Consider the following 24,642-nt stretch of genomic DNA (forward strand, 5'->3'; position numbering starts at 1 on the left):
AAGAAGTCCCCTTGTGCCGGTCGATCAGCCGCCCTTGATCTCCAGCGAGATCTCCGCGTTGAGCAGCTTCGAGATCGGGCACCCCGCCTTGGCGCCTTCAGCCAGCTCGCGCAGGCGATCCGCATCCAGGCCCGGCACATTCGCCTCGAGGACGAGGTCGGAGCGGCTCACCTTGAAGCCGTCGCCGTCCTTGTCCAGCGTCACCTTGGCCTGTGTGTCGAGCTGGCCTTCGGTCTGCCCTGCCTTGGCGAGCGCGAACGACAGCGCCATCGTGAAACAGGCGGCGTGGGCGGCGGCGATCAGCTCTTCGGGATTGGTGCCGCGCTCGCTCTCGAAGCGCGAGCCGAAGCCATAGGCCTGGTCGGAGAGCACGCCGGACTGCGTCGAAACCTGGCCCTTGCCGTCCTTGCCGAAGCCTTCGTAGCGGGCGGTTGCGGTGCGCGTGATCATATTGGAGCTCCCTCGCTGCTGGTGGTGGACGAAGGCTCAACGGCCGGATCGCGGCTGCGGTTGCGCGTTCGGCCGCCGTCGTTGGTCGGGTCGGTAGCGGGGTTCGTCGAAGCACGCCTTCCCGGCGCCGGCTCGCGTCCCTTACGCCGCCGTCACGTCTTTGAGGAGCAAGCCGAATGCTGCGTCGCTTTTCCGTCCTGGCCGTTTCGGCTGCCCTGCTCGCCTCCGGCCCAGTCGCGGCGGCTGCGCCGGAGGATGCCGCGCTCAACGCCGTCTATGCCCGCCTTGCCCAGGCGCGCGCCGCCAACGACGTTGCTGGAATGTCCGAGGCCTTCTCCCGATCCGCCTTGCTGATCGACGCGCGGCCGGGTCTCCCCGTGTCGGGCGCGGAGCTCGCCGCTCGTCTCCGCCCCCAGGCCGATCGGATCGTCGCCGACGGGCTCAGGGTCGAGACCGGCTACCGGATCGAGCGGCGCTCGGTCGCCGGCAATGTCGCGATTGACGCGGGCTATATGCGCCAGGCCATCGTCCGGCCGAATGCGGAGCCGATGATCCGCCATGCCCGCTTCCTCGTCACCCTGGTGCGCGAGGCCGACGGCGCCTGGCGCATCGCCGGCGATGCGGCCATGCCCTCGACCGAGGAGGCCTGGAACGCCGTCGAGCGCAGCGACGGCCTCCATTACGACGGCTGAGCGCGGGAACCTCGCCCCGCTTGGGCGCGTCTCACCGTCATGCCCCCGACAGGAGACGAACATGGCTCTCACCGCCATCGCCCTCAATTGCAGCCTCAAGCGCAGCGACGCCGGGGACGACAGCTCGACCGATGCGATGATCGGGCTCCTCGTCTCGGAGCTCAAGAAGCGCGGGATCGATTTCGACGGCACGATCCGCATCGCCGACCACGAGGTGAAGGCGGGGGTGACCTCGGACGAAGGCGAGGGCGACGAATGGCCGGAGATACGCCGCCGCATCCTCGGCGCCGACATCCTCCTCCTCGGCACGCCGATCTGGCTCGGCCAGATGTCGAGCCTCGCGAAGCGGGTGCTCGAGCGGATGGACGCCTTCCTCTCCGAGACCGATGATCGCGGTCGGATGCCGAGCTTCGGCAAGGTCGCCTTGTTTGCGATCGTCGGCAACGAGGACGGCGCCCACGGCGTCACCGCCCATCTCGCCCAGGCGCTGGTCGACACCGGCTGGACGCTGCCCCCGTCCAATGCCTGCTACTGGGTGGGGGAGGCGATGCAGACGACCGATTTTCGCGATCTTGCCGCCGTGCCGGATAAGGTCGCCCAGACCGCTGCGATGGCCGCCGCCAATGCCGCCCATCTCGCCGCCTTGTTGGCGGCGAAGCCTTATCCCGGCGTGCCCGCCTGACGTCGACGGCCTTCAGCGCCTTCCATGAGGCGCGCCAGCGCGGACGCGATCTGGTCCTGCTGAAACGGTTTTCGGATCACCGCCGCGTCGCCCGCCGCGACGCCGCCGGAGCCATAACCGGTCGCGTAGAGAAAGGGCACGCCCCTTTCGCGCAACGCGGCGGCGACGGCGTCGCTGCGGTGGCTGCCGAGATTGACGTCCAGGATCGCCGCGTCGATCGCCTCGGCCGCCGCCAGCTCCATGGCTCTGTCGAAGCGCAATGCCGGGCCGACCACCTCGAAGCCGAGGTCGACCAGCATGTCCTCGAGCAGCATCGCCACCAGCGGCTCGTCCTCGACCACCAAGATCCTGCTGGGAATGACATTGCCCATGGCTGTCCCCCGGGAGGCAAGGGTTTCGGGATAGGGTCGCGTTGGCGCCTGCCGGCGCGGTGGTCAAGCGTTGAAGCCGGACTCCGCCCCGGACAGCGGGAAATGCAGCCGCCAGTCGAGACCGGACGGTGCAAGTTCCTGCTCCATCCTGCCGTCCAGTTCCTCGGCGGTGACGCGGAGCAGCCTCGATCCGAAGCCGCTGCGCTGCGGCGGCGTCACCTCGGGCCCGCCGCGCTCCGTCCAGCGAATCGACACCGACTGCGGGAATGGGCTGGCGTCGCGATGGACCTCCCAGGCGACCTCGACCGATCCGCCATGCACGGACAGCGCGCCGTGCTTGGCGGCGTTCGTCGCCAATTCGTGGAGCGCCAGACTGAGCGAGAGGCTGGCGCGCGGCGGCAGGATCAGGTCCGGACCCTCGATGCTCAGTCGACGCTCCGGCGCCGAATAGGGGGCGAGTTCCTCCTGGATGATGTCCTTCAGGTTCGCCCCCTCCCAGCGGTTGCGGGTCAGCCGGTCGTGCGCCTTGCTGAGCGCGATCAGCCGCGGCTCGAAGCGCGCGCGAAATTCCTCCGCGCTGCTGGAGGTGCGGGCAGTCTGGGCCGCCAGCGACTGGACGGTCGCCAGCGTGTTCTTGACGCGGTGGTTGAGCTCGTCGAGCAGCAGCTTCTGGCGGCGCTCGGCTTCCTTGCGTGCGGTGATGTCCAGCACCATCCGGACGCCGTAGGCGAAGTTCCCGGCCTGATCGCGCACGGTGCTGCTGATCACCTCGACCCACGGTACACGTCCGTCGGGACGGACATAGCGCTTCTCGATTCGGTAGCGGTCGACCTCGCCCCGCACCTGGCGGGCGAACTGGACGCGGTCCTCCTCGACGTCGTCGGGGTGGGTGAGATCGAGGAAGCCGGATTGCAGGAGATCCGCCCGGGGGCGGCCGGCAATGTCGCAAAAGGCCTCGTTCACGCGCAGGAATCGGCCGTCGCCGTCCACTTCGCCAATGCCGGCGAGCACATTCTCATAGGTGATGGCGAGCCGCTCCTGGGCCTCGCGCAGCGCCGCCTCGGTCTGCATCCGTTCGGTGACGTCGACGGTGAAGCAGCGCGTGTTGACGAACTTGCCGTCGCGGAAGCAGACGCTCGACGAGATCTGGACGTACCGAATGGACCCGTCCTTGGCACGCAGACGGGCCGGATACTTGTCGAGCCGCTCGCCGCGCGACAGCCGCGCCAATATGTCCTCGATCACCTCCCGGTCGGCATGGAATTCGGCGATGTGGCGGCCGACATATTCGTCGACCTCATAGCCGAGCGGCTCATAGTCGGCGCGATTGGCGCGCAGGATCGTCCCGTCGCCTGCGACGAGGTGCAGTCCCACATTGCCGTTCTCGAAAAAATCATCGAGCGAGCCTTCGTGCGCGGCGATCGTCGCCACACGCGGAGCGTTCATCAATCGTCTCCCGGCCCAATTCGATGACAGAGCGCGAACATACGCAGCGGCCGCCGGTGCGTCCACCACTTTCGCCTTTATTTTCCGAGCCTTCGGCGATGCCGCTCCGCGTGCGTCCTCGTCGCGCGGGACGGCGCCTCCGACGCTCCGTCGCCTCTCGCCGCGCTTTCGTCGCCCGCCGCTTCGCGCCGGCGCTCCCTCCGGCCTATCCGCACCCGGCATTCGCAACCGGAGACCGAAAGTGCTTCGACTGTCCGTCCTGGCGCTCGCCGCCGCCTCCTTTGCCGTCGCCGGCTGCGACGGCCGCGTCGCGCCGGCCGTCGCTGCCGATGCCGCCGCCCCGACCAGCTTCGGCAGCGTCGTCGAGCGCGGCCGCTATCTCGCCGCGATCATGGATTGCGGCGGCTGCCACAATGCCGGTTCCTTCTCGCCCCGCCCCGATGCCGGCTATCTCCAGGGCGCCGAGGTCGGTCACGAGGTGCCCGGCATGGGGATATTCTATCCGCCCAACCTGACGCCGCATCCGGAGGTCGGCCTCGGCCGCTGGAGCGTCGAGCAGATCGCCGCCGCCATCCGCTCCGGCCGGCGTCCCGACGGACGCGAGCTGGCGCCGGCCATGCCGTGGCGCGCTTATTCGGCGCTCAGCGACGAAGATGCGCTCGCGCTCGCCACCTATCTGAAGAGCCTGCCGCCTTCGTCGCACCGTGTCGCGGCCCCGGCGACGCCCGAGACCGCGCCGCGGCCCTATCTGACGATGCGGTCGCCGGCGAGCGCCGCCGGCGGCCGCTGATCCCGGCTCAGGCGGGCTCGATCGGCGCTCCGGTGAACAGGACGTCGAGCTTGCCGTAGCTGACGGCCATCCCCGCCTCCATGTTCGAGCTCAGCGCCCCGTCGCGGGCGGCGGCCGAGGCGTAGAGGACGTTGGTGGTCAGCCTCGTATGGTCGCCGATCGCCTCGAAGCTCTGCGTGTTGAGCGTCTCGCCGCCGGTCCAGTCCTCGTCGAACAGCTCGGTCGCGACCAGTCGCTTCGGCGGCTCGATTTCGCGATAGCTGCCGCTCATGCCCATGACGCGTCCATCCTGGTGGCGCCATTCGTAGCGATAGGTGCCGCCGACGCGCAGGTCGATTTCGCAGGCGGCCAGCGTCCAGCCTTCCGGCCCGCTCAGCCAGCGCTTCAGCAGCGCCGGCACCGTATGCGCCTCGAAGACGAGGTGGGGCGGCGCCGCGAACAAGCGGGTGATGACGATCTCGCGCTCGCCCTTGGCGGCGATTTCGAGCCTGCCGTTCATATCTCTCTCCCCTTCCTGGATTGCTGCTCCACGGCCTTCATCTCCTCGAGCAGGACATCGAGCCGTCGGTAATTGCGCTCCCAGATCTGCCGGTAGCGCTCGATCGCATCCGCCGCCTCGGCCAGCGGCGCCGCATTCATTCGCCGCGGCCGCCGCTGCCCGTCGACGCCGGCCGTGACCAGGCCAGCGCGCTCCAGCACCTTGAGATGCTTCGACACCGCCGGCTGGCTCATCGCGAAAGGCGCGGCGAGCTCGGCCACCGTCGCCTCGCCTTCGGCGAGCCTGGCGAGGATCGCCCGCCGCGTCGGATCGGCCAGGGCGGCGAACAAAGCGTCGAGCGGATCGGAGGATGGCGGCGCGTTCATGACAACCAAACAGTTATATAACCATAGGGTTGATGTCAAGCTTGGCTGTCGCGCACCCGCTTCTGCCGTCGGAGCGTCTACAAGGGAAGGAAAGGAGCGACGCACCGCCTTGGCCAGAGCCTATGAGAATCCGAAGCCGCCGCGATTCACTATCGCCGCCGATGCCGATGGCGAGCGGATCGTCATCGCCGCCCGCCGGCCGGTCGCGCTGCTCGCCATCCTCGGGCTGTGGCTCGTCCTCTGGCTGTGGGCCGGCCTGTGGGGCGTGGTCCAGATCCTGCGGTCGGACCATGTGCCGGTGCTCGCGCCGCTCCTGGTCTGGCTGCTCGGCCTGCTGCTGGTAGCGCCCTTCCTCGCCTGGCTGGCCACCGGACGCGAACTGATCCGCGTCGTCGGCGGCGATCTCGAGATCGGCCGGCGCCTGCTCGGCCGCACCCGCTGGCGCCGCTATCGGGGCGCCGACATCTCCTATCTCGCCGCCGCCGCCACCCCGGCCTGGCCCGGCCTGCTCCAGCCCGAGCTCCCCTTCCTCGCCCGCCGCCGCTGGGGCGCCGTCAAATTCGCCTATGGCGCGCGCACCCTCCATGCCGCCGCCGGCCTCGACGAAGCCGAGGGCCGCCTCATCGTCGACTGGCTGGAGCCGCGGCTGGCGGGGCGCGTTATTTCGCCGCGATCATGACCCCTGTTCTCCCCGCGATTTTGCGGGGAAGGGGACCGCGTGGCAGGATTCGCTAGCCGGCCACCGCCGCCAGCGCCTCGCGCACCCGGGCCAGGTCGTCGGCGAAGCTGCGCGCCAGCGCCGCCTCGTCCATCCCGGCCCGCTCGGCGATCTGCCACATGGCAAGCCCGATCCGCAAAGTCGCGCCCCAGCCGCCGTCCGGCAGCCGCACGCATTTGACCGGCTGGCCGAGCCGCACGCCGTGGCCGATCAGCGCCTTGTGCCAGGCCTGCGCCTCCTCGAAGCTCGCCCCGCCATTCACCCGCGACAGGTCGAGCGTCGACAGCGTTCGCATCTCGATCGGATGGCTGTCCGCCTCGTCGCGATGACCGGGCGGGTAGGGGGCCACCCGCCGCGCCGCGCTCTTCTCGACGATCTCGCGGCGCACCGCCTCGTGGAAGGCCAGGATGATCCGCTTCGTCTCCTCGCCATCGAGCGCCTGGAACCGCTCCAGCTCGAACAGGCTCGCCTCCAGTCGCAGCAGCAGCCCGGCATTGGCGCTCGTCTCGAGCGCCTCGGCCCCCGGCCAGCCGGCCGGCCATTCGCCGCGCCGGAAGATCGTCGCCAGCCCGGCCGGGAGCGGCGGCGCCGCCTTCGCCATCCGCTCCGGCACCAGCGCGAAGCCGCTGAACGGCGGCGCGCCCATGAACTTGGATCCGGTGACGAAGACGATCGCGCCGCCGTCCAGATAGGCGCGCACCGCCGCGCCGGTGATCCGCGCCTGGCAGGCATCGACGACGAAGCTGGCCTCGTCGCCGTGCGCCGCCTGGAGCCGCTCGACATCCTCCGCCGACGGCAGGATCAGCCCGGTCTTGGAACCGTGGACGATATGGACGAGCGAGTGCCGACCGACGCCTCGCGCCGCCGCGATCGCCGTCTCCATCCCGGCGGCGATCTCGGCCGACGGCCGCACGCGTCCGTCCGGGTCTCGAACGGGGATGTCGACCAGCTCGACCGCCACCCCGTCCAGCCCCCGCACGATCTCGCCCGCCTGTGTCGGAACGCCCAGAGCGGTGCGGTCGGCGAAATAGCGCCCATGCGCGGAATGGATGCAGCCGCTGCCGACCTCGTCGGCGCCGAGCAGGATGTTCTGGGTGCCGCCGGCGCCGCGGTCGGCGATGCAGGCCAAGGCGACATATTCGAGGTCGGTGCCCGACGGCGCGAACACCACCGCCACCGTCTCGTCCAGCCCGTAGGCGGACCGGATCCGCCCCCGCAGCTTCTCCAGCGCCTCGGCATAGCTTGCTCCATCGACCACCGGCCCGATCGCGCTCCAGAGGCGCTCGACATGGACATAAGCCGGCGCCGAGACGTCGTTGGCGGTCGAGGAGGCGAAGGCGAGGACTTCGCTCGGCCGCGGTGCGCTGTGGTAGCGGTTGAGGCCGGTTGCGGCGTCGAGGTCGATCCGCGCATCGCCGCCGCTGGCGAGGATTCGGACGAGCGGCGGCAGCGACAGGTCGGGATTCTCTACGCGAACGGTCATCTATCTTGCACCGGCTGGGGGCGAGGGATAGGGCGCCGCTTAGCTTGCGCGGCGGCGGCGGCATAGCCAAGTCTGCGCCTGCCGACCCGCCTCGAAAGGCTCTGCCCTCACGTGACTCACCCGCAAATCACCCCGCGCGCCATCCCCGAAGAAGCGAAAAGGCGCCTTCGCCTCCTGTTCATCGCCAAGCATGCGCAGTGGGCGGGCGGGCTCCATCCCGACGACGGCAACCATGCCCTCTATCATGTCGAGGTGCGGGATATCTTGCGCGGGCTCGGCTTCGATCTCCTCCTCGCCGATCGCTACGAGGCGCTGTTCGATCGTCCCGACGTCGATTTCGTCTTCACCCTGCTGAACCGCGGCGGCTTCCTCAACAGCGAGATGATGGGACCGCTCTTGTGCACCCGCGCCGGCATTCCCTTCCTGGGCGCCTCGCCGATCCTGCGCGGCCTCGCCGACGACAAGCATCTCACCAAGCTCTGCGCCGCCGCCCGCGGCATCCCGACCGCGCCCTGGGCGGTCTATCGCCGCGGTGCCCCGGTCGATCCCGCCCGCTGCCCGGAAGGCCAGCCGACCCCGGAGGGGCCGCGCCTGGTGATCAAGCCCAACGCCTCCTCGGCGAGCTGGGGCGTCCAGGACGCCTATGACTGGGCCGGCGTCGAGGCCGCGATCGCCGGCATCCACGCCCAGGGCCATGACGCCATCGTCGAGCCCTTCCTCGACGGCAGCGACGTCGAGGTGCCGGTGATCACCATCGACGGCGAGCCGGTGGTGATGCCGATGATGCTGTTCGAGCAGGCCGATCCCACCCATTTGCGCACCTATTACGAGAAGCGCGACCTCGTCGAGCGTGCCCACAAATATCGCCTGGTGCCGTTCGACGATGCCGAGTGGATGCCGGTCATCGCCGAACATACCCGCCGCATCGCCGAGGACTATCGGCCCTTCGATTACGGCCGCTTCGAGTTCCGGCTCGACCGCGAGGGCGGCCGCGTCCAGTTCCTCGAGGTCAATCTCCAGGCCAATCTCTGGTCGCAGAAGGTCTATGGCCGCTCGGCCGAGCTGGCCGGCCTCACCCAGGCCGAGCTGATCGAGACCATCCTCTACGAAAGCCTGCGCCGGCACGGCCTGCTCGATCCGGCCGCGGCCGCGTCGCCGGCGGAGATTCCGGCCTGATGGCCGCCGCCGCGCGCTTCACCGCCCTCGTCCTCGCGGCCCAGCGCGACGGCCGCCTCGATCCGCTCGCCGCCCAGGCCGGCGTCTCGCACAAATGCCTGGTCCCGATCGGCGGCCGGCCGCTGCTCGCCCACGTCCTCGACGCGCTCGTCGCGGTGCCGGGCGTCGACCGCATCCGCATCTCGGTCGAGGAAGGCGCCGGCGATCGCCTGCGCCCGATCGTCGAGGCGGTCGCGACCGCCGTGCCGATCGAGTTCGTCCCCGCCGCCGCCAGTCTGGCCGACAGCGTCTATGCCGCCGCCGAAGGGGTGACGTCGCCCTATATCGTCACCACCGCCGACAATGTCCTGCTCACGCCCGACGCGGTCCGCCGCGTCCTCGCCCGTCTCGAATCCGGAGTCGACGCGGTCGTCGCTCTGTCGCGCAAGGAGGACGTGCTCTCCGCCCATCCCCAGGGCCAGCGCCGCTTCTACCGTTTCCGCGACGGCAGCTTCTCCAACTGCAATCTCTACGGCCTGTCCGAGCGCGGCCTCGGTCTCGCCGAGACCTTCCGCGAGGGCGGCCAGTTCGCCAAGAATCCGATGCGCATCGCCCGCGCCGTCGGTCTCTTCAACCTGCTGCTGCTGCGCTACGCCCTGGTCTCGCTCGATACGGCGATGGCCCGCTTGGGCCGCCGCTTCCGCGCCCGCGCCGCCGCCGTCGTGCTGGAGGACGGCGCCCACGCCATCGACGTCGACAACAGCCGCACCTACGCCATCGCCGCCCAGCTCCTCGCCCGCCGCCACCCCACCGTGGCCTGAGATCCGCGCCTGTCCTCCCCGCGCTTTCGCGGGGAGGGGGACCGTGCTCCGCAGGGTGGAGGGGCCTTTCATTGCACGGGCGCCGATCGATTCATCCTTCCGGCCACGCTAGCGCGCCCGCCGCGCGCCTCCCCATTGAGCCCGGCCCCGCGACCCGCTATCCCGCCCCCACGAAAGGGACAGCTCATGGCCGAATTCACCCTCCCCGCGAACAGCAAGATCAAGGCCAAGGGCCGCACCCACAAGGCGCCCGCCGGCGCGAAGCGGGTCAAGGCTTTCCGCATCTACCGCTACGATCCCGACAGCGGCGAGAATCCGCGCTACGACAATTTCGAGGTCGATCTCGACGAATGCGGCCCGATGGTCCTCGACGCGCTCATCAAGATCAAGAGCGAGCAGGACCCGACGCTCACCTTCCGCCGCTCGTGCCGCGAGGGCATTTGCGGCTCCTGCTCGATGAACATGGGCGGCCGCAACGGCCTCGCCTGCACCACCGCGATCGAGGATCTGAAGGGCGAGGTCCGGATCACGCCGCTGCCGCACATGGACGTCATCAAGGACCTCGTTCCCGATTTCACCCATTTCTACGCCCAATATGCCTCGATCGAACCCTGGCTGAAGACGGCCACCCCCGATCCTTCCGGCAAGGAGCGGCTGCAATCGCCCGAGGACCGCGCCAAGCTGGACGGCCTCTACGAGTGCATCCTGTGCGCCTGCTGCTCCACCTCCTGCCCGAGCTATTGGTGGAACAGCGACAAGTTCCTGGGGCCGGCGATCCTGCTCCAGGCCTATCGCTGGCTGGCGGACAGCCGGGACGAGATGACGGGGGAGAGGCTGGATCAGCTGGAAGATCCGTTCCGCCTCTATCGCTGCCACACGATCATGAACTGCGCGAACGTCTGTCCCAAGGGCCTCAACCCCGCCAAGGCGATCGCCGAGACCAAGAAGCTCCTCGTCGAACGCGCCGTCTGACCCTTTCCCTCTTCTCTTCAGGGGAGAGGGAAGAGCCGCCCGAGGGCGGCGAAGGGAGAGGGGGAATTCACCCTCGCCTGACGTCGGACCGGGCGGAGGCGCTAATCGCCGTCCGTCATCCAGGCCGGGATATCGCGCTGGCCATGCAGGACGCGCAGGACGCGGACATGGCTTTCATGCTCGCTATAGAAGACCAGGAAGGGAAAGCGGCCTGTCCGCCGGCTGCGCAGGCCCGGGATGTTCAATTCGTGGGCGAAGCGGGATGAGCCGCTTCCCGGCCGCTCGGAAATGGCGGTGAAGGCCGCTTCGGCGGCTTCGATGAAGCGTAGGGCGACGTCGCCACCTGCCTCCCGTCGATAATATTCGGCCGCTTCTTCGAGGTCTCGCAGGGCGAGCTTGCTGGCTTCGACGGCCTTGGCGGTCATCCGCGCGTGGCTTGGCCCGCACGCCGGCGCAGACCCTCGAAATAGCCCGCGTCGGCACTACCTGCCGAGGGCGACTCGGCGCCCTCGAGGATCAGGCTGCGCAGCCGCTGGCGGTCCAGGTCCCGCCGGATCAGTTCCCGGACATATTCGCTGCTCGTGCTGTAGGCGCCGCCGGCGACCTGCTCGTCGACGTGGCGCTTCAGCGCTTCCGGGACCGAGATGTTCATCGTCGCCATGGCGTGGCGATAACAAGAATTGGCAAACTTTGGCAAGTTCGGCACGTCGCTGGGACCCGCTGCCGCCTGTGGAAGTCGCCCCATCGGCGGGTGCGCGCCTTCGCGCAGTCCGCGCCGAGTCGCTCCCTCTAGCGCCCCTCGTCACTTCGTACACTACCGTATTGACCCGAACTTGCAATCGAAGCGCCATCATCCCATATGCTTGATCGGTCGCCGCTTCCTGGCGATCTTTGGCGCACCCTCACATTCCTATGGCTCTTCTCCCCGTTCCCGCCGATTTCACCGATCACGCCCCCGTGAAGACCAATCGCCAGCTTGCCGAGAAATACGGCGTCGGCGAGAAGACGATCACGCGGTGGCGCAAGGAAACCGGCTGCACCGCCTCCATCCGCCCCTTCGCCAGCGCCGCGCTGCCCAAGCAGCACGTGCCCGCGATCAGCCCGGGCCTCGCCAGCGAGGCCGCGCAGTTCCTGCGCAAGACCCATCGCCCGGTCTACCACCGGATCATCGAGGGCAAGGAATTCCGCGGCCAATATGTCGTCGGCACCCAGGTCCTGACCGAGGACGAGATCGTCGCTTTGGCCGAGGAAAAGGGTTTCCAGCCCTACAACCGCCTGTTCGACCTCGCCTCCTGAGCCGACCTTCGTCATCCCGGCGAATGCCGGGATGAGCTCTGGGGTGGCGGCTCCGATTGCACGCGGAATTCGAGCCTGCAGCGTGGTCCGGATCGCCCGCGGACCCTGTTCGTCCTCTCTCATCCCGAAGAAGAACAGGGAAATCCCGGCTTGCGCTGCAACGACGAGCGCTGGTCCCGGCCGCGGCTCCTGCGCGTCTTCGCGTCTTCGCGGTGATAGTCTCCGGGCCTCCCGCCCGCCCGGCCGCGCGGCGTGATCCGCCGATCTTCCGCTTATGCCCGGCCCAGCCCGACTTTCGCCAGCTAGCGGAACCGTTTACCAGTGCGCACATTCCCGTCGACGCAGGAGCTGGAGGGGGCGTCCGATCCGATGAGCACGACACCGACCATGCCGGCGCCGGATCACGCCGGCCCGGGCACGGACATCGCCGCCCTCATCGCCGCTTTCCCGTGGGAGCGGACCAGCCTCGGCCCGGCTTCCGCCTGGCCGGCGGTGCTTCGCACCACCATCGCGCTCATCCTGCGCTCGCCGGTGCCGATCGTCACCTGCTGGGGCGAGGACGGCGTCATGATCTACAACGACGCTTATTCGGTCTTCGCCGGCGGCCGCCACCCGGCCCTGCTCGGATCGAAGGTGCGCGAGGGCTGGCCCGAGGTCGCCGACTTCAACGATCGCATGATGCGCCATGTGCTCGCCGGCGGCACGCTCTCCTATCGCGACCAGGAGCTCGTCCTCGACCGCAACGGCGCCCCCGAGCCGGTGTGGATGGACCTCGATTACTCGCCGATCGAGGATGAGACCGGCGCCATCGTCGGCATCGTCGCCATCGTCGTCGAGACCACGGCCAAGGTCCGCGCCGAGCGGCGCGCGCTCCACGAGAGCGATCGGCTCCACCAGATGTTCGAGCAGGCGCCCGGCTTCATCGCCATGCTCGAGGGCCGCCACCATGTCTTCAGCCTCGCCAACCGCGCCTATCGCGAGCTCGCCGGCAAGGGCGCGCTGATCGGCCGCACCGTCGCCGAGGCGCTGCCCGAGGTCGCCGGCCAGGGCTTCGTCGAGCTGCTCGACCGGGTATTCGAATCGGGCGAGGCCCATGTCGGCAAGGGCATTCCGGTGCGGCTGCAAACGGAGCGCGGGCTCGAGCAGCGCTTCCTCGACTTCGTCTACCAGCCGATCCGCGATCCCGACGGCCGAGTCACCGGCATCTTCGTCCAGGGCCAGGACGTCACCGACGAATTGCGCGCCGCCGCCGGTCTCGCCGAGCGCCAGGAGCAGATCGCCGCCTTCGTCTCGCAATCGACCGCCGGCTTCGGTCAGGTCGACCTCACCGGCCGCTTCACCCTGGTCAACGACCGCTTCTGCGAGATCACCGGCCGCACCCGCGAGGATCTGCTCTCGCGCACCATGCAGTCGATCACCCATCCCGACGATCTCCCCCGCAACGTGCCCTTGTTCGAGCGGGCGGTGGCGAAGGGCGCGCCCTATATCCACGACAAGCGCTACGTCCGGCCCGACGGCTCGGTCGTCTGGGTCAATAACAGCGTCTCGGTGATCCGCCGCGCCGACGGCGAGCCTTATGGCGTCCTCGCCGTCACCATCGACGTTACCGAGCGCCGCCGCGCCGAGCAGGCGATCCGCGAGAGCGAGGCGCGGCTTCGCGCCCTCACCGAGAATCTGCGCGGCGGCATGGTCTATCAGATCGCGACCGACGCCGAGGGCGGCAATCGCCGCTTCCTGTTCGTCTCGGACAGCTTTGAGGCGCTCACCGGCTTTCCCGCCGAGGCGGTCGCGAAGGATCCTCTGCTCCCCTACAGTCTCATCCTCCCCGAGGACGCCGCCGCTCTCGCCGCCGCCGAAGCCAAGGCGATCGCCGCTCGCCGCCCGTTCGACGCCTTCGCCCGCTTCCGCCGCGCCGACGGCGCGCTGCGCTGGTCGCGGATCCTGTCCGCGCCGCGCGAGCAGGAGGATGGCAGCCTGATCTGGGACGGCCTCCAGATCGACGTCACCGATCAGAAGAAGGTCGAGGCCGAGCTTCGCGACAGCAAGGATCGGCTCGACGCCGCCTTGGCCATCGCCCGCCTGGGCACGTTCGACTGGGATCTCGCCACCGATCGGGTCGCGCTCGATGCGCGGAGCCGCGAATTGTTCGGCTTCCCCGCCGAGGGCCCGATCGAGGGCCGCGCCGTCTTCCGCCGCATCCATCCCGACGATCTTCCCCGCATCCTCGCCGAGGTCGAGGCCGCGCGCGACGCCGGCGCCCGCCTCGACACCGAATATCGAATCCGCCTCGACGACGGTGCCGAGCGGATCATCCTCAGCCTGTCGGACGCGGTGCCGGGCGAGGACGGCCGCCCGGCGCGGATGATCGGCGTGTTCGCCGACGATACCGAAAGGAAGCGCCTCGAGGCCAATCTCGTCCGCCTCAACGAGACGCTCGAGGAGCGCGTCCGCCGCCGCACCGAGGAGCTCGAACTCGTCCACGAGCAATTGCGCCAGTCGCAGAAGCTCGAGGCGATCGGCCAGCTCACCGGCGGCGTCGCCCACGATTTCAACAATCTCCTGACCCCGATCGTCGGCGGGCTCGACATGCTCCAGCGCGCCGGCATCGGCTCGGCGCGCGACCAGCGGATCATCGCCGGCGCGCTCGAATCGGCCGAGCGCGCCCGCACGCTGGTCCAGCGCCTGCTCGCTTTCGCCCGCCGCCAGCCGCTCAGGCCCGGCCCGGTCGATCTCCACGCCCTCGTCGGCGGCATGGCCGATCTCATCGCCAGCACCTCGGGTCCGCGCATCCGCGTCGAGGTCGGCGTGCCCGCCGATCTGCCGCCCGCCTTCGCCGATCCCAACCAGCTCGAAATGGCGATCCTCAACCTCGCCGTGAACGCGCGCGACGCGATGCCCGACGGCGGGACGCTGACGATCGCCGCCACCGCCGACACCGTCGCCCCCGGCCATCCCGCCCGCCTCGCGCCCGGCGCCTATCTCAGGCTCAGCGTCTCCGACACCGGCATCGGCATGGACGAGGACACCATGGCCCGCGCCGTCGAGCCCTTCTTCTCGACCAAGGGCCTCGGCAAGGGCACCGGCCTCGGCCTTTCCATGGTCCATGGCCTCGCCGAGCAGCAGGGCGGCGCGATGACCCTGTCGAGCCGTCCCGGGCTCGGCACCAGCGTCACCCTCTGGCTCCCCGCCGCCGACGTCGCCGCCGCCCCGACCGGTCGCGATTCCCGCGCCGCCTTCGGCCCGCCCGCCGCTGCCGGCCGCATCCTCGTCGTCGACGACGAGGAGCTGGTCCGCCTGAGCACCGCCGACATGCTCCGCGACCTCGGCTACGAAGTGGACGAGGCCGCGAGCGCCGCCGAGGCCCTGTCCCGCCTCGCCGAAGCCGAAGCGGGCTTGTCCGCCGAAGCCAAAGGCGAAGGCGGATCCGCCGAACCTCCGCGCTATGACTATGTCGTCACCGACCAGCTCATGCCCGGCATGAGCGGCACCGAGCTCGCCGCCGCCGTCGCCGCGCGCCACCCCGGAATCCGCCTCCTCGTCGTCTCCGGCTATGCCGGTCTCGACGCGATCAGCCCCGGCCTGCCGCGCCTGGCCAAGCCCTTCCGCCAGCCCGAGCTCGCCGCCGCCCTCGCCGCCCTCAAGCCCTGATCTCAAGGCTTTTGCCGGTGGAGGGGGACCGCACGACGTGCGGTGGAGGGGTTCTTCCGGCCGAAGGCCGGGAAGAGGGCCCCAGAAGTCTCGGCTCGATCCTCCTGTCTCCGCGCGATCGGAACCGCCGCCGGATTCACGCAAAGCCGCGAAGAAGACACGTTCCTTCTCGTCATCCCGGCGCCTTCTCGTCATCCCGGCGAAAGCCGGGACCCGTGAACCCTGGGGCTGAAGGTTCGGGCGCCTCGCTTTCACCCGGTAGCGATTGTGGTCATGGGTCCCGGCCGTCGCCGGGATGGCTGAATGAAAAGCGGGCCTGACTCGCGCGGACTCTGCGCTTTCTCTCCCGCGAAACGACGGCCAGGCCGGGGTGCCGCCTTCCCCGCAAGTCATGTCCAAGGGACAGGCCGACCCGTCCGGTCATGAAACCCATTTTCCCCTCTCGGCGCAGCGTCCAGGCGCCGCCCGCAGCGAAACCGCATCCGGCCGCCAGCCTCGCGCCCTTCGCGCCTTCGCGTCTTCGCGTGCAACAGAAGCCGAGTTCCCGCCCGCGCCGGCGCACCTCGCCAGGCACCCCGTCGCCCGAGTTCGGACCCAGGCGCCTCTTCCCCCGAAGGGAACGGAAGCCGCCCCAGCCGCGGCGCCTTTGCGTCTTTGCGTGCGACCAGGCGGTCTTCCCATCCGCGCCGCCGCATCCGGCATCCCGCCCGGGCTCAGGCCTCCCGCGCCACCGTCGCCCGCGCCACCCCCGCCGCCAGGCTCTCCTCGCCGAACGGCTTCGCCACCACGACGGCGCGGGCGTCCGCCTCGCGCACCTCCCACGGCGTCGCCGTGACGAACACGACCGGGACGAGGCGCGTCGAGCAGATCGCCTGCACCGCCTCGACGCCGGTGCCCGAATCGAGCCGGACGTCGGACGTGATCAGGTCCGGGCAGCGCGCTTTGGCATAGGCGACCGCGGCTTCGCTCGACGCGGCGAAATCGAAATGCGTGTAGCCGAGATCGCGCAGCACCGCCTCGATCATCAGGCCGATCCACATATCCTGTTCGATGATGAGTGCGCGCAATTCGGGTCCCCGGGGGCGGGAGCGCGCAATGTCTCTCAGCCGCCGATGCCCCGGTGAGTTCCCTCGACGATGATCTGAAGAACCCGCCGGGCCGAGGAAAGTTCAATCCAGGTTAGCCTGGATTCCCAAAATAGTATAAGGTGCTGCCACCGTCCGCTCCCTAACTGGCGTGCTGGTGGCTGAGAGACTCGACAGCGCTCCCGCCCTGTGGAGAGCCGCAATGTCCACCGCTGATTCCGCCGCGCTCCAGCCGATGGTGCGCCGCCTCCGCCAATTGGGTCCGCTGGACGAGGCCGACGTCGCCGCGCTCCTGGCGCTTCCCTTCCGCCGGCTCGAATACCGGCCCCAGGAGCATATCGTCCGAGAAGGCGACTCGCCGCAGCGTTCGTGCCTGCTCCTGTCCGGCTTCGCCTTCCGCCACAAGGTCGCTGGCAATGGCGGCCGCCAGATCTTCTCGATCCACATGAAGGGCGATCTCGCCGACCTGCAGAATTCGCTGCTCGGCATCGCCGATCACAACCTCCAGGCGCTGACCCATGTCGAGGCCGCCTTGATCCCGGTCGAGGCGATCCGCGATCTTGCCTTCGATCGGCCGGCGATCGGCCGCGCGATGTGGACCGAGACCTTGGTCGATGCATCGATCTTCCGGGAATGGACGCTCAATGTCGGCCGCCGCGACGCCCGCACCCGCATGGCCCATCTGCTGTGCGAATTCTCCTTCCGGCTCGCCGCGGCGGGGCTCGGCGAGCCCTGCCGTTACGAGCTGCCGATGACCCAGGAGCAGCTCGCCGACGCGCTCGGCCTGACCTCCGTCCACGTCAACCGGACTTTGATGGCGCTCGAAGGAGAGGGCCTGATCGAGCGCCGGCAGCGCGCCATCCGCATCGGCGACTGGCCCGCGCTCGCCCGCGCCGGCGATTTCGACGCCGCCTACCTCCACCTGCGCGAGCCCCAGCCGGCCTGAGCCGGAGTGGCTATGCGTTGAAGAACAAGGCGTAGATCAGAAGCGCCGCGGCGACGGCGAAGAAGATCGCCACCACCACCTTGGGAAAGGTGGTGATCTTCTGCTCGAGAGGGCGGTTCTCGTCGGCCATGGCGTTCCTCGCGTCACTGACGGGGAGAATGTCCGGCCGCTCCGCCGGTTCCGGCTCCGCCTTCCGTCGCAGCCTTGCCGGGAGGGCGGCCCGAGCATGACCGCACGTGCGTGCGGGGAAGGGGATCCTTGCCCCGCCGGCAGCGTCTCCCGAACCGTGACCCTCCGGCCACGCCTCCGCCGCGAAATCGCCCCCGCCGCCACGCCCCGGCGGGGCGGGCCGGAACGCCCGCCTCCCGCAGCGGTTCACCCGCCGTGCCGCTTTATCGCTTCCACCTGCACGACGATCTCTTCGTCGAGGACGAGGAGGGCCTGGAGCTCGCCGATCTCGAAGCGGCGCGCGAACAGGCCCTCGAAAGCGCCCGTGAGCTGGTCTGCGCCCACATCCGCCAGTTCGGCAACGTCAACCTCGATCACTATATCGACGTCGCCGACGAAAGCGGCGCCATCCTCTTCCGCATCACCTTCCGCGACGCCTTCACCGTCAGCGGCTAGCGCGCGCGCTCGCCGAAGAGGCAGAAATCGCCACGCCTCCACCCTCGTCATCCCGGACCCGATCCGGGGTCTCCCTTCTCCCGCCCTATCCCTGGACGAAGCTCAGCGGCCTTCCGCCCCATTGGAGGCAGCCCCGCCGCCGAGCCGGCAGAGCGAGGCTGTTCGGCGCCCGCCGCCGGTCGCCGAGCCGCCCGCCGACCAGAAGGCCGTCTCTTTGGGGGGAGTTGAGCGGACCTCGGGCCTGCCAGGGGGACAGGACTCCCGCTGAACTGGCAGGGTGAGGGTACATGAAACCCTCTCCCTCGAGGGAGAGGGGAGGGAGAGGGTAGGGTGAGGGTAGAGTGAGGGTGTTCGGCGTTGGCGATTGCCTTCAGCCGCTCGAACCCCTCCGCCGCATCGGCTACGCTCCACGACAACCACCCGGGACCCCCCACCATGCCCACCGCCACCCCGCTCCTCCACCTCGACTTCGACTCCGAGATCATCCACTGGCGCGGCCCGGCCCCCTATCTCTTCGCCCCGGTCCCGGCCGCGCTCGCCGAAGAGGTCCGCCGTGCCGCCCGCCTGGCCAGCTACGGCTGGGGCTGCGTCCCCGTCGCCGCCACCATCGCCGGCACCGATTTCACCACCTCGCTCTTCCCCAAAGACGGCACCTACCTGCTGCCCATCAAGGTCGCCGTGCAGCGCGCCGCCGGGCTCGGCCTCGGCGACCGGGTCCGCATCGAGATGAGGATCGACGCCCGCTGAGGCGCGCGGTCATCCCGCCTCCCAATCCGTTATCCCGGACTTGATCCGGGATCTCGTTTCCTTGGCGCACCACGCCCGACGCCCATTCCCCCACCCAAAAAGAAACGGGCGGAGGCGCTCTCGCACCCCCGCCCGCCGTCCCCCCGTCGCCGTTCCAATCTAGAAGTGGAACACCAGCCCCGCCATCGGCCGCAGGCTGTCGAAATCGTAGGTCTCGGCCTGGAGCCGGATGCGGACGCCGCTATTGCCGGTGATCCCGCCCAGCCCGATGTCGCTCGGGCCGACCTCGACGCCGATCCCGTAGATCCAGTCCTTCTGGTCGCTGAAGCCGCGCCGTCCGTTCACCCACTGGTGGCCGGCCGAGGCGAAGACCATGCCGCTGTCGCCGGCGCGGACGCCGGCCCGGCCGCGAACGCCATATTCCCAGCTGATGTCGTCGAAGCCCTTGGTGGCATTGCCCTCGGCGCCGACGAAGACCGGCCCCAAGGGCACATTGACTCCGGCAATGCCGCTGACCAGCCAGCCGCCCATCCGGCCGCGGCCCGGCACGGTGCCGAACTCGCTGTCGCGGTCGAACGAATGATAGCCGCCGAGCACGCCGACATAGGGCTCGATGCCGAAGGCGGGGGTGCCGTCCGGCGCGGCTGGCGCCGGCTCGGCCGCCGCCGGCGCACCGGTCGTGTTCCAGCCGGAATCGGAGGAGGAGGTCGACTGCGCCGATCCGGCGGCAGGGATCCCGGCCGCCAGGACGGCGGCTGCGAAGAGATGCGTTTTCATGAAGTTACTCCGGTACATGCCGCGATGGGTTCATCTGCGGGATGCGGTCTGAACCCGCCGGCACCGGTCTAGGTTGCGAAAGGCAACTGAAACAATCCGCTGTGTGACAGATGGGACACAGCCCCTTGCAGGCGGGTAATCCCATCCCATGGGCTCCGCTTGACCACCCAGGTCGTCATCCCGGACTTGATCCGGGATCCCGCTTCTTGGGCGGCCGCGCCAGGCGGTTCAGCCGGCGCCGCCGCTCCGGCGCGCGTCCCGCTCCGGCTACGCCTTACCCTCCGCCTCCCGCACCGCCCGCCGGATCAGCCCCGGCGCCCGCAGCAACGCGAAGAGAATATTCGCGCCGTAGACCCAGGCGAAGAGAAGGCCCGCCGCCTTCAGCCCGGCGACGAGACTCGCGCTGACCAGCCCCACGAAGAAGGCCATGCCCGCCCCGAACAGGCAGAAGAGGAGCATGTGAAGGCTGCGCAGCTCGTATCTGAGCACCCGCGCCGCCGAGCCCTCCTCGATCCAGACCCGCCCCCGATCATAGCCGACCAGACGCGATCGATTGGACCTTGGGAAGTCTCTCCCCAGGGGATCGTCGAAGACGACCTCCCGCTCGCTGCGCACAACCACGGGCTTCCGCTCCGCCTCGAACAGCCCCGCGATCCGATCCAGCACCGCCTCTGCCGGCTCCGCGCCGTCCAGCGGCACGCGGCCGCGCAGATGCCATATCCAGTCGGTCATGGCCGGAACGAGGCTAAGCGGGTCGGGCAATCCCAGCAATGAGGAGGCGCCGCGACTCTCGAGGTCCGGAACGCGCAGGATCCAAGTCGAATCCGACCATCCCCAACTTCGTGATCCCGGACTTGATCCGGGATCTCTCTTCCTTGGGCGGCGTGGCCGGAGCGGACAGCCATGACGCCAACCGGTGCCGGACTTCCGCCACCACTCTCCAACCTCACGTCCCGTCGGAATAATTCTCCCAGGCCGCCCGCTCCACGCATTTCTCCTCACGGCACATCGCCACCTGTTCGAGCGTTTCCGCCAGCCACCGCACGGTGTCACAATCTGCCCCGGCCGCCACCTCGACGACCAGATAGGGCTGCGGATTCATCGTCTCGATAATGGCAACCATTCGTTCGGTTTCCGCGCGCGAGGAGGTGCGCCACGTGGCTGGGTGAACGCTGTCTTCGCGCCATGCGATCCGGTCACCGCCGGTGAGCCTGATCGCGACATGGGGCGGCATCGCCTCCGGCATCGGCGGCCAAGGCCCGACATGGTCGGGCCAGTCACGCCCGGCGACCGAGCAGGACGATGCCGAGCATCCGGACGGCGCCGCCGCGAGGGCGGGCATCGTACACAGGCAGAGAAGAGTGAGACGCAGACGCCGCATCGATCTTGGCTATCGCAGCCGGAGGCGAGGCTCAATGTCGGGGATTGACTTCCTTGAGTAGGGTTAACGTACCGTTCAAAGCGAACGCGCAACGCCGATGACCACATACATCTCGCGCGCCTATGGGTGTGCCGATTATGTCCATGCGGACCGGGTGCATGACGGCGCCCATATTCCGGCTGGCGGAACCGAGGGGATCGCAGTTGATTCTGAGGGACCTATGGGCTGGTCGGGGAATGGCCCTTGGTACCGTGGGTCGTACTGGCGGGTGCGGCTGTCGGCGCGGGCGTCGCCCCCATATCGATCCAGAGATGATGCAGCGTGATCGGTGCGGCGCTGGTCCGGGCGTTCTTCGACCGGTGCCGGGCGATGCGCAGGGTGGCGTCGCCAGCGACGCGCCGCAGACCATCGCGGTGCGACCAGCCCTTGATCCCCGCCCTGGTCAGCACGCGTATCCACCTGTTGATGCCCGCCAGCCACTTTTCAAGCGTTCCGGTCTGAACGTAGCCGATCATGACGCCGACGCCGTGTGCGGATCCATGGGCGCCGCTCTTGAAACGCTGCATGCCGCCGGTGGTCCGCTTCTGCGTGTGCAGGTATTCCCGCCGCTCGCGATCCTTGGCCAAGGGAGTCGGGAGGCGCTTGCATTCGATGGGGAGGATGGGGTCGTAGAGCGAGTGTCTGCGGCCATCGATCCATATCATGCACCCGCGTGGACCGGGGACCAGGTCGAGCGTGCGCCCGCCGGCGCCGGGATCCGGCACCTCAGTCTGGAACACGATCATGTCTAACCCGGCCGTGCGGGTCGCGCTGTTGAGGAACTGGCAGAGCTGGGAAGTCAGCCGCGTCTCTGCGGTGGCCGCCGGTCGGCCGTGATCGTCACGCCAGCCGGCGAGCTGGCCGTAGATGAAGTCGATAACCGTCTCGAGCCAGGCCGACGGACGGTGTAGGGTGGGCGACAGGCTGCCGACCGGTCCGGCGGCCGTCTCGTCGGCGAGCATCAGAAGCCCTGGTCGCGAAGGTCGGCCAGGACGTCGTCAGCGTCCTTAAGCGCCACGGACGGCAGCCAGTAGCGCAGGCGGTCCGGCTTCAGCAGGAACACGAAGGACGTGTCGTAGACCCGCGCCACACGCGTCATGGTGAGCGACGATCCTCGCGACGCGCATAGGAGTGCGTCGAGACGGCCTGTGAGCTGCTTCGTCTGCGACCAGTCAAGTTCGGCATTCCCGAACGCGAACGCTTGGATGACCGTGCCGCCGAGGTCGAGGAAGCCCGATGGTCGGAGCGGATTCTTCGGATAGAGGGCGCTGACCTGCTCTGCGAAGGTGGCGGCGAACTGTTCGAGTCCGTCCGCCGCCCTCCGGCGGGCGAGCGGCGAGGAATTCCCGAGGCGAACGTAGTCCAGATAGTGGTCGACGATGTCATGCGCGACGCGGAACTCGTTCTCGCTGAGGTCGAGGCCGTCCGCACCCGGATCGAACGGCAGGTCGTAGACGTCACGGGCCGATAGCGTGGTCGCCTTCTGCGACAGCATCTTCACGCTGATCGCCGCCACGAAGGCGCGCAATGCCACCGCCTCCTCGCGCATCCACCTCGCGACCGGCTTCAGGTCGGCGACGCGGCTGGCGGCGAACCCAACAATCTGGTTTTTGTAGGTGAGGTATCCGTCTGTCCAGAGGAAGTTGGGGAGGTCCGCATGCTCGCGGACGAGGAGCATGGGCGGCGTGAAACGTGCGGCGTTTCGCGGCCCCTCGATGGGTTTGCGCTCCACCGTGCCGATTCGGGAGCGGTCGATGCCGTCCAAGGTGAGAGCCTCTGAGGGAAGGAGTGGTTGGTCGTAGAGATGGACGGCATTGCTGGCTTTGCCGTCCTGTCCCTCGATGAATCCCTCTCCGTAATCCCACCCCATCGCCTTGGCGTGGGCGGCGAGCGACGGCATCTTCCGCAGCCGCTTGACGAATGCGTAGGTTCGCGCGCCGCCGAGCAGGTTCGAGCGCCACAAGTCCGGGGTGTGGTCGGCCGCGGCCGCAGCCCTAGGGATGCGGTGGAGGTCGTAGCTGTCAATGTCGAAGCGCTGGCTGGCGTCCGCGCGCGCGGTTCTGCGGAAGACGGCGTGCAGGATGCTTCCATCCGGGGACGGTGGCTCGGCGACCGCAACGACGGCCACGACCTTCGTGTCCTTGGAGAAGAGGCCGCGCACGGAGACGAAGTCGAGCACCTCGCGCACGTTCCAGCTGGCTAGGAAGAGCCTGCGGAAGTCGGGCTTCTCGTTGTAGAGCAGGTTGTACTGCTGGAGCATGCCGAGGATGCCGCCGCGCCGGAGCAGCTTCATGGACTCGTGCAGGAAGAGGTAGGCGACCTGAAGGTCGGGGAGCTTGCCGTGGTCCTCGATGTATCGAGCGTAGGCAGTCTTGGCTCCCTTCGTCTTGAGCCCGGACTTGAAGGGCGGATTGCCGACGAGCACGGCCACGTCCTTCGAGAGGAGTCCGTCGTCCTTCGCGGTAAAGAAGCAGGAGTGGGTGAGGCTCGAGCCGAGCAGCTTCGGGAACAGCTGCGGTGTGGCCCGGATCTCCTCGGGCGTCAGGCTGTCGCACATCGCGAGGCAGAGGCTGAACGTCGCAAGCTCGATCGCGCCCGGGTCGTTGTCGACGCCGTGAACCCGCCTGAGGATGTCGCGCAGCGTCTCGACCCCCGGCCGCATCCAGCCGTTGCGGGCGCGCCAGCGCATGACGATGCGCTTGAAGGTCTCGACCAGAAAGATGCCCGATCCGCAGGCCGGGTCGAGGGCGACGTTGCCATCGTCCAGGATGCGGTCGATGCGGGCGTCGTCCAGCACCTCGTCGAGGATGAGGCGCACGAGCGCTGGCGGCGTGTAGACGCTGTCGGTGGGGTCCGACACGAAAAGCTCATAGATGTTGCTGATGACCTCGACCGGAAGATCGCGGAACGAGTAAAGCGCCCAAAGGCTCGTCTGGCCGGACCGCTCCTCGCGGGCCTCCACAAGGCGGCTGAACTCGGCGAGCTCTGTCGTCCTGCCGATCGCCGCCAGCTCCTGCTGGTCGAGCGAGAAGACGTCGCCGTTGAAGAGGATCTTCAGCGCGTCGAGCATCCTAAGTAGGGCGGGGCCGTCGGCGAGGACGGCCGCGAACGTGTCGGCTCCTTCGAGGAAGGTCGGGAAGAAGTTGTCCGGCAGAGCGTCGCGCTGGTCGAGATAGGCGACCAGCAGCGACAGGATCAGGAGGCGCCGCTGGAGCCCGTGGTCGAGTGCGCTATCGGCGAGTAGCTTCGCCTGGAGGTTCCTAACGGCGGCGACGAGCCGGCGCGGTGCAGAGTCGTCGGACGAGAGCAGCTTGTCGGCGATGGCGGGATCGTCCCATAGCGTTCCGGTTCTGAGCCGTCGGGCATCCCACCAGGCCTCCGCATTGGCGACGTCGGCACCGATGCGGAGGATGTCGAACGGCCTGCAGACGAGACGGCCCTTCTCGGCGAAGTCGGGTCGGTGCGCGCAGCGGAAGAGCTGAACGGCGCCCGCGACGTGGCGGTAGACAAGGGGAACGCCTCCCCAGCTCCAGAGACGCTGATGGATTTCGGCGAACCGCTCGTCGGAGCCGTCTGCGTCCTTCGCGACGAAGACGAAGGCTTGGGGCGCGCCGTTGCCGCCGTCGGTGCCGGCCTCGAAGAACACCGCGCGGGC

General features: G+C 69.0%; 26 protein-coding genes. 12 read left to right on the forward strand and 14 right to left on the reverse strand.

What is annotated here, in order from left to right:
• Positions 1-24 precede the first annotated feature (24 nt).
• The gene (locus tag DDE10_RS12995) at positions 25-450 is read right to left on the reverse strand and encodes an OsmC family protein (protein ID WP_114953202.1); all 426 of its coding nucleotides are present in this window, start codon (positions 448-450) and stop codon (positions 25-27) included.
• Between the two features lie 176 nt (positions 451-626).
• Here DDE10_RS12995 and DDE10_RS13000 point away from each other — a divergent pair, with 176 nt between their 5' ends.
• Both DDE10_RS13000 and DDE10_RS13005 read left to right on the forward strand, forming a co-directional pair.
• Positions 627-1,142, forward strand: coding sequence for a YybH family protein (locus DDE10_RS13000; RefSeq protein ID WP_114953203.1), 516 nt, complete (start codon positions 627-629; stop codon positions 1,140-1,142).
• 61 nt (positions 1,143-1,203) lie between these two features.
• Positions 1,204-1,824: a flavodoxin family protein gene (locus DDE10_RS13005; protein ID WP_114953204.1), complete on the forward strand. Its 621-nt coding sequence runs from the start codon at positions 1,204-1,206 to the stop codon at positions 1,822-1,824.
• Here DDE10_RS13005 and DDE10_RS13010 read toward each other — a convergent pair.
• Together DDE10_RS13010 and DDE10_RS13015 are read right to left on the reverse strand one after the other, a co-directional pair.
• Positions 1,803-2,165, reverse strand: a complete 363-nt coding sequence (locus DDE10_RS13010) for a response regulator (protein WP_284734641.1) — start codon at positions 2,163-2,165, stop codon at positions 1,803-1,805. The genes DDE10_RS13005 and DDE10_RS13010 overlap by 22 nt on opposite strands.
• Positions 2,166-2,258: 93 nt before the next feature.
• Positions 2,259-3,641 (reverse strand): sensor histidine kinase, encoded by a 1,383-nt coding sequence (locus DDE10_RS13015; protein ID WP_162806598.1) that lies wholly within the window; start codon positions 3,639-3,641, stop codon positions 2,259-2,261.
• Positions 3,642-3,882: 241 nt separating this feature from the next.
• Between DDE10_RS13015 and DDE10_RS13020 the strand changes: the two genes are divergently transcribed.
• Positions 3,883-4,431, forward strand: a complete 549-nt coding sequence (locus tag DDE10_RS13020) for a c-type cytochrome (RefSeq protein ID WP_162806599.1) — start codon at positions 3,883-3,885, stop codon at positions 4,429-4,431.
• Between the two features lie 7 nt (positions 4,432-4,438).
• Here the strand turns inward: DDE10_RS13020 and DDE10_RS13025 are convergent, their stop codons facing one another.
• Positions 4,439-4,930 carry an SRPBCC family protein gene (locus DDE10_RS13025; protein WP_114953207.1) on the reverse strand — a complete coding sequence of 164 codons (492 nt, stop codon included), beginning with the start codon at positions 4,928-4,930 and terminating at the stop codon, positions 4,439-4,441.
• The gene (locus DDE10_RS13030; protein WP_114953208.1) at positions 4,927-5,295 is read right to left on the reverse strand and encodes an ArsR/SmtB family transcription factor; all 369 of its coding nucleotides are present in this window, start codon (positions 5,293-5,295) and stop codon (positions 4,927-4,929) included. Before DDE10_RS13030 ends, DDE10_RS13025 begins: the two co-directional genes overlap by 4 nt.
• Before the next feature lie 109 nt (positions 5,296-5,404).
• Between DDE10_RS13030 and DDE10_RS13035 the strand changes: the two genes are divergently transcribed.
• Positions 5,405-5,974, forward strand: a complete 570-nt coding sequence (locus DDE10_RS13035; protein WP_114953209.1) for a hypothetical protein — start codon at positions 5,405-5,407, stop codon at positions 5,972-5,974.
• A 52-nt stretch (positions 5,975-6,026) separates the two neighbouring features.
• On the opposite strand, the gene DDE10_RS13040 is transcribed toward DDE10_RS13035, so the two are convergent.
• Entirely contained in the window at positions 6,027-7,496 is a 1,470-nt protein-coding gene (locus tag DDE10_RS13040) for a hypothetical protein (protein WP_114953210.1), read from the reverse strand.
• A 111-nt stretch (positions 7,497-7,607) separates the two neighbouring features.
• On the opposite strand from DDE10_RS13040, the gene DDE10_RS13045 reads away from it, so the two are divergent.
• The 3 genes from DDE10_RS13045 (at position 7,608) to DDE10_RS13055 (ending at position 10,444) form a co-directional block, all read left to right on the forward strand.
• Positions 7,608-8,672, forward strand: coding sequence for a D-alanine--D-alanine ligase family protein (locus DDE10_RS13045; RefSeq protein ID WP_284734642.1), 1,065 nt, complete (start codon positions 7,608-7,610; stop codon positions 8,670-8,672).
• Positions 8,672-9,472 (forward strand): NTP transferase domain-containing protein, encoded by an 801-nt coding sequence (locus DDE10_RS13050; protein WP_114953211.1) that lies wholly within the window; start codon positions 8,672-8,674, stop codon positions 9,470-9,472. Before DDE10_RS13045 ends, DDE10_RS13050 begins: the two co-directional genes overlap by 1 nt.
• 186 nt (positions 9,473-9,658) lie before the next feature.
• Complete coding sequence (locus tag DDE10_RS13055) at positions 9,659-10,444, forward strand: succinate dehydrogenase iron-sulfur subunit (RefSeq protein WP_114953212.1); 786 nt, start codon at positions 9,659-9,661, stop codon at positions 10,442-10,444.
• Positions 10,445-10,545: 101 nt separating this feature from the next.
• On the opposite strand, the gene DDE10_RS13060 is transcribed toward DDE10_RS13055, so the two are convergent.
• The gene (locus DDE10_RS13060; RefSeq protein WP_114953213.1) at positions 10,546-10,869 is read right to left on the reverse strand and encodes a type II toxin-antitoxin system RelE/ParE family toxin; all 324 of its coding nucleotides are present in this window, start codon (positions 10,867-10,869) and stop codon (positions 10,546-10,548) included.
• The gene (locus DDE10_RS13065; protein ID WP_114953214.1) at positions 10,866-11,105 is read right to left on the reverse strand and encodes a type II toxin-antitoxin system ParD family antitoxin; all 240 of its coding nucleotides are present in this window, start codon (positions 11,103-11,105) and stop codon (positions 10,866-10,868) included. Before DDE10_RS13065 ends, DDE10_RS13060 begins: the two co-directional genes overlap by 4 nt.
• Before the next feature lie 296 nt (positions 11,106-11,401).
• On the opposite strand from DDE10_RS13065, the gene DDE10_RS13070 reads away from it, so the two are divergent.
• Both DDE10_RS13070 and DDE10_RS23820 read left to right on the forward strand, forming a co-directional pair.
• Positions 11,402-11,740, forward strand: a complete 339-nt coding sequence (locus DDE10_RS13070; protein WP_162806600.1) for a hypothetical protein — start codon at positions 11,402-11,404, stop codon at positions 11,738-11,740.
• Positions 11,741-12,109: 369 nt separating this feature from the next.
• Entirely contained in the window at positions 12,110-15,388 is a 3,279-nt protein-coding gene (locus tag DDE10_RS23820) for a PAS domain S-box protein (RefSeq protein WP_284734643.1), read from the forward strand.
• A gap of 713 nt (positions 15,389-16,101) precedes the next feature.
• On the opposite strand, the gene DDE10_RS13090 is transcribed toward DDE10_RS23820, so the two are convergent.
• Positions 16,102-16,455 carry a response regulator gene (locus DDE10_RS13090; protein WP_162806601.1) on the reverse strand — a complete coding sequence of 118 codons (354 nt, stop codon included), beginning with the start codon at positions 16,453-16,455 and terminating at the stop codon, positions 16,102-16,104.
• Positions 16,456-16,675: 220 nt separating this feature from the next.
• Here DDE10_RS13090 and DDE10_RS13095 point away from each other — a divergent pair, with 220 nt between their 5' ends.
• From DDE10_RS13095 to DDE10_RS13105, 3 genes are all read left to right on the forward strand, one after another.
• Entirely contained in the window at positions 16,676-17,419 is a 744-nt protein-coding gene (locus DDE10_RS13095) for a Crp/Fnr family transcriptional regulator (RefSeq protein ID WP_114953217.1), read from the forward strand.
• Positions 17,420-17,803: 384 nt separating this feature from the next.
• The gene (locus tag DDE10_RS13100) at positions 17,804-18,043 is read left to right on the forward strand and encodes a DUF6894 family protein (RefSeq protein ID WP_114953218.1); all 240 of its coding nucleotides are present in this window, start codon (positions 17,804-17,806) and stop codon (positions 18,041-18,043) included.
• A gap of 435 nt (positions 18,044-18,478) precedes the next feature.
• On the forward strand, positions 18,479-18,790 hold the full coding sequence (locus DDE10_RS13105; RefSeq protein ID WP_114953219.1) for a DUF1905 domain-containing protein: 312 nt from the start codon (positions 18,479-18,481) through the stop codon (positions 18,788-18,790).
• A 159-nt stretch (positions 18,791-18,949) separates the two neighbouring features.
• Here DDE10_RS13105 and DDE10_RS13110 read toward each other — a convergent pair whose 3' ends face one another.
• The 5 genes from DDE10_RS13110 to DDE10_RS13130 all read right to left on the reverse strand — a co-directional run bounded on the left by DDE10_RS13110 (position 18,950) and on the right by DDE10_RS13130 (position 24,633).
• Entirely contained in the window at positions 18,950-19,567 is a 618-nt protein-coding gene (locus DDE10_RS13110) for an opacity protein (RefSeq protein ID WP_114953220.1), read from the reverse strand.
• A 267-nt stretch (positions 19,568-19,834) separates the two neighbouring features.
• Positions 19,835-20,299 carry a hypothetical protein gene (locus DDE10_RS13115; RefSeq protein WP_114953221.1) on the reverse strand — a complete coding sequence of 155 codons (465 nt, stop codon included), beginning with the start codon at positions 20,297-20,299 and terminating at the stop codon, positions 19,835-19,837.
• A 214-nt stretch (positions 20,300-20,513) separates the two neighbouring features.
• A complete protein-coding gene (locus tag DDE10_RS13120; RefSeq protein WP_162806602.1) occupies positions 20,514-20,813 on the reverse strand; it encodes a hypothetical protein in 300 nt (99 codons plus the stop codon).
• Positions 20,814-21,166: 353 nt separating this feature from the next.
• Positions 21,167-21,949 (reverse strand): hypothetical protein, encoded by a 783-nt coding sequence (locus DDE10_RS13125; RefSeq protein WP_114953223.1) that lies wholly within the window; start codon positions 21,947-21,949, stop codon positions 21,167-21,169.
• The gene (locus DDE10_RS13130; RefSeq protein ID WP_284734644.1) at positions 21,949-24,633 is read right to left on the reverse strand and encodes an Eco57I restriction-modification methylase domain-containing protein; all 2,685 of its coding nucleotides are present in this window, start codon (positions 24,631-24,633) and stop codon (positions 21,949-21,951) included. Before DDE10_RS13130 ends, DDE10_RS13125 begins: the two co-directional genes overlap by 1 nt.
• Positions 24,634-24,642: the final 9 nt, after the last annotated feature.

This window comes from Sphingosinicella terrae, from assembly GCF_003347635.1.
GTDB lineage: Bacteria > Pseudomonadota > Alphaproteobacteria > Sphingomonadales > Sphingomonadaceae > Allosphingosinicella > Allosphingosinicella terrae.